Below are 14781 nucleotides of genomic sequence, written 5' to 3'. Positions count from 1 at the left end.
ATATTGTGCAGTGCGGAGGACGCCGATGGAAAACAAACAAAACAATATGGACGCGCAGTGCGCATGCCACCAGAAAACCACACCGCGCAGCGGGGAAGAGCTGCGCCTTTTAAAGAACCGCTTGAACCGGATGGCAGGCCAGCTTTCCGGCATCGGCAAAATGCTGGATGAAAACCGCTACTGCGGGGATATCCTCACGCAGGTCGCAGCTGTTGAAAGCGCGCTCCAGTCGTTTGGCTACCTGGTTTTGCAGGACCACATGGAGACGTGCGTGGTGGAGGAAATCCGCAAGGGAAACACCGGCATTGTGGATGAAGCGGTAGAGCTGGTCAAAAAGTTGAAGTAAGGAGGCGGTAAGCTTGAAAACAGAAAAATTCAACATCACCGGGATGACCTGCGCGGCATGCCAGGCCAACATTACCCGCATTGTGCAAAAGCTTCCCGGCGTGAGCGATGTGGACGTCAGCCTGCTCGCCAACCGCATGACGGTTACCTATGACGAGGCGAAGCTGACCCCGGAAAAAATTATAGAAGCCGTGGAGGGAATCGGTTACGGCGCTTCCCTCCACGGCAGCGAAACGGAAAGCGCCCGGCAGGGCGGCTTCCGCAGCGAGTGGGAAGCCCGGCAAAAGCTCGCGGACGACGGCCGCGAGGCAATGAAGCGGCGGCTTATCTCTTCCGTTATCCTTTTGATTCCCCTGATGTATGTGGCGATGGGGCCGATGATGGGGCTTCCGGCGCCCGGGTTCCTTGTGGGCATGGAAAACTCGCTGATTTCGGCGCTGACACAGCTGCTTATCACAATCCCGATCATCGTTATCAACGGGCATTTCTTTAAAAACGGATTCAAGGCGCTCGCTTCCCGCGCCCCCAATATGGATTCGCTGGTTGCCGTCGGCGCGGGCGCGTCGCTGGTATATGGTATTTTTGCCATGTACCGCATGGCGTACGGCCTCGGGCACGGCGATATGGCGCTGGTGCACGAATATGCGCACGCGCTGTATTTTGAATCCGCCGCCATGATTTTGACGCTGGTCACCGTAGGAAAATACCTCGAGGCACGTTCCAAATCCAAGACCTCGGACGCGCTCGGCAAGCTTGTTGACCTCGCGCCCAAAACGGCGTCCGTTGTCCGCGGCGGCGAGGAGCTCGTAATTCCCGCCGAGCAGGTCCAGGCGGGCGACATCGTTGTCATCCGTCCGGGGGAAAGCATTCCCGTGGACGGCGTCATCACCGAGGGCTACGGCTATGTGGACCAGGCGGCCATCACCGGCGAAAGCGTCCCTGTGGAGAAAAACCCCGGCGACACCGTGATTTCCGCGACCATCAACAAAAACGGAACCTTCCGGTTCGAGGCCTCCCGTGTGGGCGAGGATACGACGCTCGCGCAGATCATACGGCTGGTGGACGAGGCCGGGAATTCCAAGGCGCCGATCGCGCGCCTTGCGGACCGTGTCAGCGGCGTCTTCGTGCCCGTCGTGATCGCCATCGCCATCGCGACGGTCATCGTGTGGCTGGTGGCGGGGCAAGGCTTTGAATTCGCCTTCGGAAACGCCATTTCCGTACTGGTCATCTCGTGCCCGTGCGCTCTTGGGCTGGCGACGCCGGTCGCCATCATGGTGGGCACCGGGAAGGCCGCCGAGCAGGGCATCCTGATTAAATCGGCGGAAAGCCTCGAGAACCTGCACTCCGTGGACACCATTGTGCTCGATAAAACCGGAACCATTACCTCCGGCCATCCGTCGGTCACGGATATCGTGCTGCTGGATTCTTCCCTGACGGAAAACGAATTCCTCGCGGAAGCGGCGGCGGCGGAAGCTGGAAGCGAGCATCCGCTCGCGCAGGCGGTGGTGGAAAAAGCGCAGGCGCAGGGGCTTAGCGTGCCCCGCGCCGGGGACTTCGAGGCACAGGCGGGCCGCGGCATCCGCGCGCTCGTAAACGGACGGCGGTATGTGGCGGGCAACCTTGCTTTTATGGAAGAATCCGGCCTCCGCGAAAACACGGAAGCAAAAGCAATTGCGGAACGCCTTGCGGGCGAGGGCAAGACGCCCCTGCTGTTTGCGGCGGACGGAAGCCTCCTCGGCGTGATCGCCGTGGCGGACACCATCCGCGAGGACAGCCGCGCGGCTATCGAGCGGTTCCGCAGGATGGGCCTGCACGTCGTGATGCTGACGGGCGACAACCGCGTGACCGCGGAAGCCATCCGCAAGGAGGTCGGCGTGGAGGAAGCCATTGCGGACGTGCTGCCCGCGGATAAGGAGGCAAGCGTGCGCGCGCTCCAGGAGAAGGGCCACAAGGTCGCCATGGTGGGCGACGGCGTGAACGACGCGCCCGCGCTCACCCGTGCGGATATCGGCATTGCCATCGGCGCGGGTACGGATATCGCCATCGAATCGGCGGACGTGGTGCTGATGAAGGATTCCCTGTTCGACGTGGCGACGGCCATCGACCTCAGCAAGGCGGTGGTGCGCAACATCCACCAGAACCTGTTTTGGGCCTTCTTCTATAACGTGCTCGGCATCCCGCTTGCGGCGGGCGTGCTGTTCCCGGCGTTCGGCATCCGTTTAAGCCCGATGATCGGCTCCGCCGCCATGAGCCTGAGCTCCGTCTGCGTCGTCTTGAACGCGCTGCGGCTCCGGTTCTTTAAGGATAAAAACAAAACGGTAACTCCCGCGTCCAAAGCGCTTTCGGGCGCGGAACAAAATACCGCCGCAAAAGCGGCGGAAAACGCGAAAGGACAAACTGTGATGAAAAAAATATTGACGATTGACGGAATGATGTGCGCGCACTGCCGGATGAACGTGCAAAAAACGCTCCTGGCGCTTGACGGCGTTACAGGCGCGGAGGTGGACCTTGAAAAAAAGCAGGCCGTCGTTACCCTTTCAAAGGACGTGCCCGGGCAGGTGTTTGCGGACGCCATCGCGGACGCGGGCTATACGCTCGTAAGCTGTGAAAACGCATAAACCGCGGAAACGCAAACCCGTGGCGGATGGTTTCATCCGCCACGGGTTTTTATGTTTCAGAATGCCCCATTCCTTTACGTAAGACATCCGATCAAAAAGGATGTAAATACAAGCAGGTTAAACGCAATACATAATACGGCCGCCATCATCCGCCCATCCGTCCTGCTGTAATTTGCCAGGTAGTAGATGCTGAGCGCGATTGCCGTTGCGCAGCAAACCATCTGGATAACGGCAAACGCAATGTCCGGCAGCCATAGCCACATAAAGGGAAAATTAACGGCCGTGAAACAATAGCCCAAACCCCACACAATCGGCAGCCATATCGCCACCAGCTTGATTTTAATAAACTTCTTTTGCTCGGGTGTCGGCGTTTCCCGTTCCATTTCATTTTCCTTCCTGCGGCGCATAGCTCCACGCGAGGGTATACTGCCCGATCCCCTTCTTTTTGACTGTCCCATAGGCGATCCCGTCCCGCGATTGCCCGTTTGCGATTGCCTGGAGGACAGCCGGATCGTCCCCGCGGATTTCGCCGTCGATACGCGCGGGCGGCGCATCCCACTGTTGGCACGCATAAGCCCAGTCCGTTTTCTTATCATTATACATCTCCGCGGAATCAAAGTGTAGCATTTCATTCCCGGCCTTTACCATGACATACATCCGGCATTCACCCGACAGCCTGCCCCGCATATCCTCTTTTTGTTCCTGCATATATTACTATTTATTACGCGCCGCATTTATATTTCATTGGTATAGCAATGATAGCGGAACCACTTCACCGGGTGCCCTTTCCGGAACAGCAGCCGGAAAACGCCGGTTTCCGTTAATACCTCGTGGCATACCGGGTTCAGGTAAATAAAGTATACCTTCCGCGGCCTCCTTGCGATGCTGTACAGGATGTGGTTGAGCATCTTGCGGAACACCGCCGCCGGAAAGGAATTAAACAGGTAGAAATAATTGTAATCGTCATACTGCTCGAATGCCGCCGCGTTCCGGCAGCATACCCGGCAGTGCCGAAGGCCGAGCGCGCTGAAATTTTTGTGCGCCGTCCTGCACAACTCCTCCGACAGGTCTATCCCGTCTATCCTCCGGAACGGGAAGGCGCTCATCAGGTGCATTGCCCTTCCCTTGCCGCAGCCGATATCGATGATCGCATCTGTCTCCCTGACCGGCAGCCTTCCCAGCACCTCCGTAAGGCCGTCCGTAGAAGGCTGGTAGCGGTTTCCGCGGGCTGGATCAAACCCTGCTTGCTCCGGCTCCTCCCAAAGGGAAAAATCCACCCCCAGCCGTTCGTCCTCCTTTTTTCCGCGCTTCATCCACAGATCGCGCAGCGCCTGGTAGGCCCTTCCGTTTTTTATCTTTGCAAAATCCATCGGTTTCCTCCAAGTCGTTCAGCGTACCATACCGATCCGGCGAAGCCATTTGCCCAGCTGTTTTTTAACCGCGCCTGTTTTCACCCTTGGACCGTATGCCTCAAACGCGCTTAAAACGCGGGCCTGCGGGCACAGGCGGGCAATTTCCCCGCCAATTTCTTCGCCGCCGCTGCCGCCGTGCGTACAGAAGGGTACGAGTATCTTCCCCGCCGCGGCGCGCCCCGCCAGAAAAGAGGCAACGGGGGGCGCAAGCGTGCCCCACCAGTTCGGCGAGCCGATAAACACCGTTTTATATTGATCAAAGCCTTCCGCCTGTTTCAGGAGCGCGGGCAGGAACCCCTTTTGTATTTCTTCGCGGGCCTGAACCACCGTTTTTTCATATGACGCCGGGTAGGAATTTTGCGGCTGTATTTCAAACAGCCTTCCCCCGGTCTGGCGGCAGATGACCTCCGCCAGCCTGCGCGTATTTCCCGAACGGGAAAAATATGCGACAAGTATATGCGGATTTTGTAGTTTCCTTCTTTTCGGTAACAGCATAACGGCCTACTCTGCCTCCGGCAGGATTTCGTTGATGCAGGAAAGCGCGTTCAGCGTCCTCGGGAAGCCCATATACGGCAGGCACCGCATAATGGCCGAGACCAATTCCGGGTCTGGCCCGCCCGCGCCGGAAAGGGCTTCGCCAAATAATTCATTTTTCTTCCGCCTGCCTTTCTCCGCGCGGTTCATTCGCATCCCCCTTAGCCCTTCAGGCCGATTGCACGCAGCCATGCGTCCACTTCGTCCCGGGCGCGCGGGCCGCTGTTGCCATAGGCGGCAAAGCCCTCCGCCATTTCGCTGTCCGGGCAGAGTTCCTCCATCGCGCGCGCCAGCCCGGCCATACCGCCCCCGCCGTGCGTACAAAACGGAACGACAGTTTTCCCGGCAAGGTCGCAGCCTTCGAGGAACGACGCGACCGGGGGCGCTATCGTGCTCCACCAGTTCGGCGAGCCGACGAGCACAACGTCATACGCGCCCGTATCGACGGGCTCCCCGATTTCCGGGCGGAACCCGGCGTGTATTTCCTCTTTTGCCTGGCTGACCACCGCCTGGTATGCGGCGGGATAGGGAACCTTCGGCCTGATTTCAAACAGGGTCCCTCCCGTTTCCGTGCGGATCAGCTCCGCAAGCTCTTCCGTATTCCCCGAATGGGAATAGTATGCGATCAATATATTTTTCATATTCATTTTCTCCCCTTTTCGATGTGTTCCGATGCCGGGTTCTTTTGAACCTCCCGCACTACTATGCCGGCTTTGCCGCCCCATCCCGTCCCGGAAGCATCGCGGCCGGATGTGCGGCGTCTATTTCTCCCGGTCCAGCCTGTCGTATTCGCTGTCCGTCACCGGCTCCAGCCACTGCGCCGGGCCCCTGCTGCTGTTGGTCTCGATGGAAAGGTGCACAAACCAGCTGTCCCTGGCCGCGCCGTGCCAGTGCTTCACATCCGGCGGGATTTTAACCACGTCTCCCGGGCGAAGTTCCCGCGCGGGCTTTCCTTCCTCCTTGTACCAGCCCCGTCCGCCGGTCACCAGCAATATCTGGCCGCCCGGATGCCTGTGCCAGTTGTTGCGGCAGCCCGGCTCAAAGGTCACGTTGCCGATCGGGCAATTAAATTCGCCGCCGCCCTCCGCAAGCATTTCAAGGTACGCCTGTCCCGTAAAATTTTTACCGACCGCTTCGGGCAGCTTCCCGCCCCTTGGAAAAATTACACTATTTGAAAGATCGCTCATTTTTTATCCTCCCTTCCTTACCGGTAGGCCCTTTCATAGATTGCCGTGCAGTCTGCGTGCGGCATTTCGCAGGGATCGGCGGCAAACAGCCCGCCCATCGTTTCGCGCGCGTTCACGGCAAGGCCTTCAAGCTCGCCGCGCGTAATCCCGTAGTCGGACATTTTAAGGTCCGCCACGCCGCAGTCCTGCTGCAGCTTTACGAGGGCGGTGAGGAAATCCCCCGGCTTTTTTGCCGCTTCCATGCCCATCGCCCTTGCCATGCGGACGAACCTGTCGCCGCAAACGCCTTTTTCAATAAAGTATTCGTAATATGCGCGGGAAAGCATAATGAGGCCCGCGCCGTGCGGAAGCTCCTGGTGGAAAGCGCTCAGCGCGTGTTCCATGGAGTGCTCGCTCGTGCAGGACGAGAGGCTCATCACATACCCGGACAGGGTGTTGCCAAAGGCCACCCGTTCGCGCGCTTTGAGGTCCGCGCCGTTCATCACCGCCACCGGCAGGTATTTGGCGATATTTTCGATCGCGGTCAGCGCCACCATGTCGCTCATAGGATTCGCGGCTTTGGAAATATAGCATTCCGTGCTGTGGAACAGCGCGTCAAAGCCCTGGTATGCGGTAAATTTCGGCGGCACGGTTGTCATCAGCTCCGGGTCGACGACGGCAAGCACCGGGAACAGACTGTCCATCCCGCCGCAGCCGATCTTTTCCTGCGTTTCCGGGTTGGTCACCACGCCCCACGCATCCACCTCCGAACCGGTTCCCGCCGTGGTGGTAATGCAGACCACAGGCAGCGGCCTGTTTTCAAGCGGCTTGTTCTTTCCCGTTCCTCCCGCCACGTAGTCCCACAGGTCTCCGGGGTTGGTTGCCATCATCGCCATGATCTTGGCCGCGTCCATCACGCTCCCGCCGCCGAGCGCCACCACGAAATCGCAGCCGTTTTCCCTTGCGAACGCCGCCCCCTCCATCACGGTGGATTTAAGCGGATTGGCTTCCACCTTGCCAAATACCGCCGTTTCCACCCCGGCCAGGTGCAGCTGTTCCTCCGTACGCGCAAGCGCGCCGTTCTCCCGGACGGATTTGCCGTTTGAAATAACGACCATCGCCTTCCTGCCCGGCATTTCCTGGATGTTCAGGTTGTTGAGCTCGCCCGCGCCGAATAATGTCCTTGTCGGTATATACATCTGGTATTTCATATTATTTTCCTCCCGTTTTTTTTCTTGTGGTTTTGTCTCTATATAAAAACTCTACCCCTTGGAGTAAACTCCAAGTCAAGGCCTTCTTTTTGCTGTTTACAAATTATTCATATCCTGTCCCATAAAAAATACCCCCTATCCCAAGGATAAGAGGTATGCTTTTTAAGGTCTAATCCCTATATTCTATTTTTCTCCATACCTGGAAAGCATCTTACGGTTCCAGCGCGACTTTTATGACGCCGTCCGCCTTGCTTTCAAAAAGCGTATACGCCTCCATTGCGCGGCCGAGCGGAAACCGATGCGTCACCAGCGGCGTGGTGTCGAGCCTGCCCTGCCGGATCAGTTCCAAAATTTTCCCGCAGGAATTGGCGTCCACGCCCCCGGTTTTAAAGGTCAGGTTTTTCCCGTACATATCCGGAAGCGGCAATGCCTGCGGCTGTCCGTACATGGCAACCACGCACACCGTCCCGTTCGGGCGCGCCGCTTTCCACGCCATCTCAAAGGTGTCCGCGCCGCCCGCAACCTCGAATACGACGTCCGCGCCGCGGCCCTGCGTAAGCCTGCGCGCCGTTTCTCCCGGGTCCTCCCGCGCGGGGTTCACCGTCAAATCCGCGATTCCCATGCGCCGCGCGAGGGAAAGCCGTTCTTCACATATGTCCGCAGCAATGATGCAGGCCGGGCGGTACAGCCGCGCGCAGGCCATCGTGCACAGGCCCGTAGGACCCGCGCCAATCACCAGCACCGTGTCCCCCTCCCGGATTCCGCCGATCTCCGCGCCCCAATAGCCGGTGGCGAGGATATCCCCGGTGAAAAGCGCCTGCTCGTCCGTAGCCCCTTCCGGGATCACATCGAGCCCGTTGTCCGCCAGGGGCACGCGCACATACTCCGCCTGCCCGCCGTCAATCCGGCAGCCCAGCGCCCAGCCGCCATACTCGTGCGTACAGTTGTTGACAAATCCGCGGCGGCAGAAATAGCAGTCGCCGCAGAAGGTTTCCACATTGACCGTCACCCGGTCCCCCACGCGGACCGTGCGCACGCCGTCGCCAATTTGCTCCACCACGCCCACCATTTCATGCCCCACGACCACCCCGGGTTTCGCGCGGGGCACGCTCCCGTGCTTTATATGCAGGTCGCTCGAGCAGATGGATGCCAGCGTCACCCGGACGATTGCGTCCGCAGGCCCGCGCAATACCGGGCGCGGGCGCTCTTCCAGCGCAAATCTTCCCTTTTCCTGAAAAACAACCGCCTTCATCATCTTGCCCATTTCAAAGCAGCTCCTTGTACCGTTTGGTTATATTATAGCGGACACGGAACGCTTTGTCATTCCGCGGGTTTCCCTCCCTTTCCAAAAGCAGGAATGAAAACGGACGGCGGAACGAAATATGCGCCCGAAGCGGAACGAATCCCGCCCGCGGGCGCATATCCCTTGGGTTTTCCTGTTGAATTTCGCCTAATTCCCGCTGCGCATCGCCTCGAGCGGGCTCATTTTCGTCGCCTTGCGCGCCGGGTAAACGCCCGACACAATCCCCACCAGCACCGCAATGCCAACCGCGCCGAGCGCCACCCATGCGGGTATTTCCACCTTCATCCCTTCGGAAAAAACCATCCCGAGGAAGCTCGTCTGCTCGGTTCCCGTGTTGATCGCAAGCACCACGATATAGCTTACCCCCAGCCCGACGAGCCCGCCCAAAAGGCCGATCATCGCGGATTCCGCCAAAAAGAGCTGCCGGATTTTTTTGATCTTCATGCCCACGACCTTCATGATGCCGATATCCCGCCGCCGTTCGAGGATGCTCGCATACATGGTGTTGGCAATGCCGATGGCCGATACAAACAGGGAAATGAGGCCGATGGCGAACAGCTGCCCCTGCTGGCGGCCCTGCTCCTCCTGCATCTGCGAAATGTATTCCGTTTCGCTGTACGTCTGGTACCCGAGCTTCTTGATTTCGTCCATGACGCTTTGCACATTGTCCATGTCGTCCACGCGCACGATCACCTGCTGGTAGGAATTCAGCGGCACGCCCATATAATCCGCAAGCTCCCGGTTATCCATCAGCATGCGCCTTGCGACGGCAAGGTCCATGTAAATGCTGCCGCTTTCCTGCGACTGCGCCTTTTTCGTCAGCCCGGAAACCGACGCGCGGTAAAGGCTGCCCTTCGGCACCTCCGGGTCTTCGCTTGTAAACCCGAACTGCATTTCCATCTCCGTCCCCAGCCAGTCGATCTCCGGCGAATATTTGCTGAACTCCTCCCAGTCCGCATAATTGGGCGGATTCTTGGGGTCGACGAAATTCTGCACCGCGTCGCCGCCCACCACCAGCACCGGCATGGTTCCCCCCTGTCCGAACATTCCACCCTCCTCGAATTCGAGGTCCAGCACGGCGGGGTCGATTCCCGTCACCTGCGTATTGGCCTCGTAAGCGCCCGTACGGATGGTAACGGGAATCTGGACCGCGGGGGACGCCGCCTCCACATGCTCCATCGCCGCAATGGACTGCACCGTGCTGTCCGTGATGCCGCCGCGCCCGGACATGGCGGACTGGGAATAATCGTCGATTTCGATCCGCGTGAGCGCCGTGTTGTCCGTCAGCATCCCTTCAAACTGCTTATAATTGGAATACCCGATTGACAGCATCAAAACGATGCACGCCGTTCCCACGATCACCCCGAGGACGGTGAGGAAGGTGCGCGATTTGCGCCTGCTTAAATTAATCAGCGCCAGCTTGAATAAATCAGGCGTCCTCATTTTCTTCCGCTTTCTGCTTCCTGCGTTTCAGGGCGTACCGGATGCCGAAGATGCCGCCGATCACCGCGCCGAGGATGATGACGGAAATCCACCACTGGCTTTGCGTTTCCGGCTTTTCTTCCTCTTCCTCCTCCTGCGGGGCGTTAATCACGGGCGGATTGATGTTGGTTGAAAAATCGAATTCCTGCGTGGCAACCTCCCCGAACTCGTCCTCGTAGGAAAGCGTCATCTTCCCGCCCGTATAGCCATATTTTGCGTCCGCGTCCCCTCCGGAATCGAGCGTGCCCACAAATACATACAGGTCGCCCTTTTTCGAGGCCCCGCTCTCGAGGTTGCCGAGGAACAGGCTGCCCTCGGGCACAAGGCCCGGCGCTTCAAGCTCCGCGCGCACATTATAGACCGTCCCCTTGCCCATGTTCATCACGTTCATGGAAACGGACATCGTATCCCCCGCGTTGACCTCCTGCGGGATTTCCGGCTCGTCGTATTCGATGCGCACGGGCTGCTTCACCTGGATCACAATGGATTCGTCCGCGGTAATTTCCGTCGCCCCGTCTCCCTCGTATTCAATATGCAGCAATATTTTCTGCGGTTTGGGCTCCGCCGTCTGCTGCACCATCAGCTTGGTATTCACGGCGGCGCTTTCCTTTTTCGCCACCTTTTTAAAGTAGAAGGAATTGGTTTCACCCATGGGGATAATATCCGCCGTTTCCCCGCTGACCGTAACCTTCATGTTTTTAATCGGCTGGCTGTCGTTCGTGTTTTGCAGGGTAACGGACAGGTCGAACTCCTGCCCCGCAAGCACGGGGGACGGATTCACCGAATAGCTGCCGATCATGATTTTGGGCTTTGGCTTGGCTTCCTCGCCGCCCCCGCCGCCGGAACCCCCGCCGCCGGTGTCTCCGCCTCCGGCATCGCCGCCGCCCGTATCGCCCGCAGGCACATCCGTACCGCCCGGGTCCTGCGGCGCCGGGGCATTCGGGTCAATCCCGTCCGCAACCGTCACATAGAGGGTGAAGGCCTGCGCAAACTGCGTCCCGTCCAGCGCTTTTCCCTGCACGTTTACCGTCACGGGATAGCGCCCGTTCGTCCTGCCCTCCGCGAGCGGCAGGGAAAGGTCCACAAGGTAGGCCTTTGCCTTGCCCGCCCCGTTATTTACCGCGTGTTCCTTCAGCGGCACCGTTTTGTCGTAATTCTGGAATATAAAAGGCGAGGAGGCCGCGTCGCCCAAATCAACCGTCATGTTGATGCTGCCGCCCTGCAGCTCCTGCGCCGATATCAGCGGAAGGACGATGGACGCGCTGCCATTCGCCACAGCGGGCATATATCCGCTGCTGTACGGTTTGTCCATCCCCGGGTACAGGTTGTTGTTGTCGATTGAAAGCACGGTGCCCGCTTCCTGCCCCTGCACGCCTGCCGAACCGGGCGTATCCGCCGCAAGCGCCGTTCCTCCCGCCGTAAATACCATGATTGCCGCAAGCAGTATCAAAAGTCCTCTTTTCATTGCCATTCTCCTCGCTCCTCGATTCTTGTAATTTCCCCGTCCGCGATATGCACGATACGGTCCGCGTACCGCGCCTTTTCCATATCGTGCGTAACCATCAGCAGGGTGGTGCCGTTTTCCCGCACAATTTCGCGCAGCACCTCCATGATCTGCTCCGCCGTTTCGCTGTCCAGGTTTCCCGTCGGTTCGTCCGCAAACAAAATTTCCGGCTTGGTGATAATGGCCCGCGCGATGGAAACGCGCTGCTGCTGACCGCCCGAAAGCTCGTCCGGGTCGTGCGCAAGATGTCCCGAAAGCCCCAGCCCCGAAAGCACCGCCTTTGCTTGCTTTTCCCGCTTAAGCGGCGGCATCCCGCGCAGCATCAGCGGGAACGCCGCGTTTTCAAGGGTGGTGAGCGTATCCATCAGGTTGAAATTCTGGAAAATGAAGCCCACGTGGTTAAGCCGGAATTCCACCAGGTCGTCCTCCTTCATTTTATGGATCGGTTTTTCCCGGATAAAAATTTTCCCCGCCGTCGGCTTTTCGAGGCCCGCGGCAAGGTTTAAAAGCGTGGATTTTCCGCTGCCCGACGTCCCCACCACCGCCACAAACTCGCCCGGCCAGATATCGAGGTCAACGCCCCCGAGCGCCCGGAAGCGCACCTTTTTCGTTTTGTATATCTTAACCAGGTTCCTGATGCTGATGATAGGTTCCGCGCCGCCGCCAAGGCCGCTATGTTCCGTTTTTTGTTCCCCGTAAAGCTCCATCTGCCCTCCCGTATTCACACGCATACGCTCCTTTTCACCACGCAACCCATCGCTTTGCATACCTTCCGTTTGCCAATCGCCTCCGGCTCTTGGAACGTCAGGCATTCGCTTCGCTTTATTGGGCTTGCGCGGGGACCCCTTTTTACCGCACCGTCGTCAATATGCCCGCGTCCATTTCGCACACGGTATCGCACAGCTCTTCAATATCGCCCGCGTTATGGCTTGCCAGCAGGATTGTCTTGCCCTTGCTGCGCAGCTCCTTGATGAGTTCGCGCATATCCCGCACGCCCTTTTTGTCGAGTCCGTTGAACGGCTCGTCGAGGATCAGCAGGGACGGGTCTTCCATGATCGCCTGCGCGATGCCGAGGCGCTGCCGCATTCCAAGGGAATATTTGGCCACATGCTTTTTAAGATTCGGGTCAAGTCCCACCTTTTTAATCGTCTCCCGGATTTCCTTATCCCCGATCTTCCGCTTGAGGGAAGCCAGGAGTTGCAGGTTCTTCATGCCCGTAAGCGTGGGCAAAAAGCCCGGCGTTTCGATGATAATGCCCATGTCCTCCGGAAAATCCATGTCTTTCCCCACCTGCTCGTAGTCCACCATAATCCTTCCCTTCGAGGGAAACAGGAACCCGCAGATGCACTTGAAAAGCACCGTTTTCCCCGAGCCGTTGTTGCCCACAATGCCGTGGATTTTTCCCGACTCAAAATCATGGTGCACGTCCCGCAGCACCTCTTCGCCGTTAAAATCCTTATACACATGCTGTACGCTGATTGAAATATCCTTCATACGCCGCTCCCCGTAAAATTGAAATTGTATTTCTTCATGCCCCGCAGCGCCGTCAGGAACAACAGGACGGTCGCCGCGCCGAAAATCAGGTAGGTCTGCCACAGCCGGGGCAGCAGGTCGTACCCGAAATTATGCATGTGGTACGTCGCCTGGTTCAGGGGCGACATCCACCCCACCGCCACATTGGCCTTGTACATCAGCTCCTGCGGCAGGCCGAACATCTGCCCGAACACCTGCGGGTTTAGGAGCAGCCCGTACAGGCTGAATAAAAACGCGCTGATTACGCCCCAAAACTGCCCCTTGCGGATGTTGACCGCCAGCATGACGGACACCATCAGCAGCGTATACAGCAGCATCAGCAGGAAGATGGTCCCCATGCACGCATAGGGCGTGCTCATCTCCAGCGTTTTTACAAACGCGGGCAGGGCGACGGCTTCCCCCGCGCCCGAATATCCCAGCATCGCCGCCGTTTCGCTCCACTGGTCGCCAATGAACGAATTGTGCGCGCACAGCGCGGAGGTCGCGAGCAGGATAAACGCCATATAAAGAACCGTCGCCATGCAAATATAGATGATCTGGCCCATAAGCCACGACGCGCGCGTGGTGCGCATCAGGTAAAAGGGCGTTCCCTCGCAGATGAAGGGCATATCGGCAAACAGCAGCACCAGCAGCAGGGAGGAAATGAGGATATTGTTCGCGTCCCCGAACGTCCACACGAACGCCTCCACGAGCTGCATGATCGTGCCCTGCTCCTGCGCGAACTGCACCGCCCTGTTCGAGAGCAGGAAACAGAGGATAAAAGCCAGCGCAAAGGTCACTACGATGCGCGGGTTCTTTTTCCACTGCCGGAAATTATACATTGCCACGGACCACGACTGCTTTACCTTAGACATCCTGCATTCTCCTTTGCATCAAAAGCCCATACCCGATCCCCGTAAGAACCGCGAGCTCGCCCACCAGGAGGGCCGCGCCCCAAATGCCCGCGTTCCATAGTCCGGACGGGTTCAGCCACTCCTGCGGGCTTAACACATATGCGTCCCTGAAATACCGCTGCGAGAGGATCACCAGCACATAATAAAAGATGAACGGCGACGCGTACGCCATATAGCGGCTTTGGGTAAGCGTTGCGAACAGCCCGCCCACAAGGGACCACAGCGCCCCGGACAGGAAAAACAAAAGCGCCCGCCCCATCAGGTCCGTAAAGGTCAGCTGGGCGGCAACGTCGACCTCCCCGCCCGGCTCCCCTATCATGGCCGCGCCGCCCAGCGCTTCCTCCGCCTCCTGCGGCACGAGCTCCATGGGCGTGAAGAGCAGGGCAAACACGAAACAGACGAGGAGCACGCCCAAAAAGAGCGCCAGCCCGCCCGAAAGCGCGGTTGCCGCCACCCGCGAAACAAGATAGGGCCGTTTGCCCGCGCGCGGAAGGTATTCGCGCAGGTAACGGCTTTTATGGTCGTCCACAAAGGCGGTCGTGAAGGGCAGGGCGGCAAGGATGGGCAGCACCAGCAGCACCACGTCCGTTTTCAGCGAATCGATGGAAAGCTGGATGGAATACCCGGCCGCAAGCCCGCCCTCCGCCTGTCCCTGGAAAACGGGGAGCATCTGCTCGAACACGCCGAAAAATGCCGCCACCGCCATGCCGATGATCCCTACGAGAAACCCCCACGAGGTAAGGGAACGTTTTAAGTCTGTCCTCAGCGCTTGCACTTCAT

General features: G+C 58.7%; 17 protein-coding genes. 2 read left to right on the top strand and 15 right to left on the bottom strand.

Annotated features, from left to right (window positions below):
- The first annotated feature begins 25 nt into the window (after positions 1 to 25).
- Entirely contained in the window at positions 26 to 346 is a 321-nt protein-coding gene (locus BBD38_RS06395) for a metal-sensing transcriptional repressor (RefSeq protein WP_066685918.1), read from the top strand.
- Between the two features lie 13 nt (positions 347 to 359).
- Entirely contained in the window at positions 360 to 2963 is a 2604-nt protein-coding gene (locus tag BBD38_RS06390) for a heavy metal translocating P-type ATPase (RefSeq protein WP_082989528.1), read from the top strand.
- A 74-nt stretch (positions 2964 to 3037) separates the two neighbouring features.
- On the opposite strand, the gene BBD38_RS06385 is transcribed toward BBD38_RS06390, so the two are convergent.
- The 15 genes from BBD38_RS06385 to BBD38_RS06315 all read right to left on the bottom strand — a co-directional run bounded on the left by BBD38_RS06385 (position 3038) and on the right by BBD38_RS06315 (position 14776).
- On the bottom strand, positions 3038 to 3346 hold the full coding sequence (locus BBD38_RS06385) for a hypothetical protein (RefSeq protein ID WP_066685916.1): 309 nt from the start codon (positions 3344 to 3346) through the stop codon (positions 3038 to 3040).
- A 1-nt stretch (position 3347) separates the two neighbouring features.
- Positions 3348 to 3671, bottom strand: coding sequence for a hypothetical protein (locus BBD38_RS06380; RefSeq protein WP_066685914.1), 324 nt, complete (start codon positions 3669 to 3671; stop codon positions 3348 to 3350).
- Positions 3672 to 3697: 26 nt separating this feature from the next.
- A complete protein-coding gene (locus BBD38_RS06375) occupies positions 3698 to 4333 on the bottom strand; it encodes a class I SAM-dependent methyltransferase (protein WP_066685912.1) in 636 nt (211 codons plus the stop codon).
- Between the two features lie 18 nt (positions 4334 to 4351).
- A complete protein-coding gene (locus tag BBD38_RS06370) occupies positions 4352 to 4870 on the bottom strand; it encodes a flavodoxin (RefSeq protein WP_066685910.1) in 519 nt (172 codons plus the stop codon).
- 6 nt (positions 4871 to 4876) lie between these two features.
- Positions 4877 to 5059: a hypothetical protein gene (locus BBD38_RS14815; protein WP_066685908.1), complete on the bottom strand. Its 183-nt coding sequence runs from the start codon at positions 5057 to 5059 to the stop codon at positions 4877 to 4879.
- An 11-nt stretch (positions 5060 to 5070) separates the two neighbouring features.
- On the bottom strand, positions 5071 to 5550 hold the full coding sequence (locus BBD38_RS06360; RefSeq protein WP_066685906.1) for a flavodoxin: 480 nt from the start codon (positions 5548 to 5550) through the stop codon (positions 5071 to 5073).
- Positions 5551 to 5670: 120 nt separating this feature from the next.
- Positions 5671 to 6096 carry a cupin domain-containing protein gene (locus BBD38_RS06355; RefSeq protein ID WP_066685901.1) on the bottom strand — a complete coding sequence of 142 codons (426 nt, stop codon included), beginning with the start codon at positions 6094 to 6096 and terminating at the stop codon, positions 5671 to 5673.
- Positions 6097 to 6113: 17 nt separating this feature from the next.
- Positions 6114 to 7286, bottom strand: a complete 1173-nt coding sequence (locus BBD38_RS06350; RefSeq protein ID WP_066685899.1) for an iron-containing alcohol dehydrogenase — start codon at positions 7284 to 7286, stop codon at positions 6114 to 6116.
- Between the two features lie 211 nt (positions 7287 to 7497).
- Entirely contained in the window at positions 7498 to 8538 is a 1041-nt protein-coding gene (locus tag BBD38_RS06345; RefSeq protein WP_066685971.1) for an alcohol dehydrogenase, read from the bottom strand.
- Positions 8539 to 8736: 198 nt separating this feature from the next.
- Complete coding sequence (locus BBD38_RS06340; RefSeq protein WP_066685897.1) at positions 8737 to 10032, bottom strand: ABC transporter permease; 1296 nt, start codon at positions 10030 to 10032, stop codon at positions 8737 to 8739.
- Positions 10019 to 11542, bottom strand: a complete 1524-nt coding sequence (locus BBD38_RS06335) for a COG1361 S-layer family protein (protein WP_147568104.1) — start codon at positions 11540 to 11542, stop codon at positions 10019 to 10021. The genes BBD38_RS06340 and BBD38_RS06335 overlap by 14 nt, the downstream gene beginning before the upstream one ends.
- Positions 11533 to 12300 carry an ABC transporter ATP-binding protein gene (locus BBD38_RS06330; RefSeq protein WP_235829104.1) on the bottom strand — a complete coding sequence of 256 codons (768 nt, stop codon included), beginning with the start codon at positions 12298 to 12300 and terminating at the stop codon, positions 11533 to 11535. The genes BBD38_RS06335 and BBD38_RS06330 overlap by 10 nt, the downstream gene beginning before the upstream one ends.
- 124 nt (positions 12301 to 12424) lie before the next feature.
- Complete coding sequence (locus tag BBD38_RS06325; protein ID WP_066685895.1) at positions 12425 to 13069, bottom strand: ATP-binding cassette domain-containing protein; 645 nt, start codon at positions 13067 to 13069, stop codon at positions 12425 to 12427.
- Positions 13066 to 13962, bottom strand: a complete 897-nt coding sequence (locus BBD38_RS06320; protein WP_066685893.1) for a hypothetical protein — start codon at positions 13960 to 13962, stop codon at positions 13066 to 13068. The genes BBD38_RS06325 and BBD38_RS06320 overlap by 4 nt, the downstream gene beginning before the upstream one ends.
- Positions 13955 to 14776: a hypothetical protein gene (locus BBD38_RS06315; protein WP_066685891.1), complete on the bottom strand. Its 822-nt coding sequence runs from the start codon at positions 14774 to 14776 to the stop codon at positions 13955 to 13957. Before BBD38_RS06315 ends, BBD38_RS06320 begins: the two co-directional genes overlap by 8 nt.
- Between the last annotated feature and the right edge of the window lie 5 nt (positions 14777 to 14781).

The organism is Christensenella intestinihominis, assembly GCF_001678845.1.
In the GTDB taxonomy this organism is placed as follows: Bacteria; Bacillota; Clostridia; order Christensenellales; family Christensenellaceae; genus Christensenella; species Christensenella intestinihominis.
The sequence above is the reverse complement of the archived record's forward strand: the minus strand, read 5'-3'. Positions and strand labels throughout refer to the sequence as shown.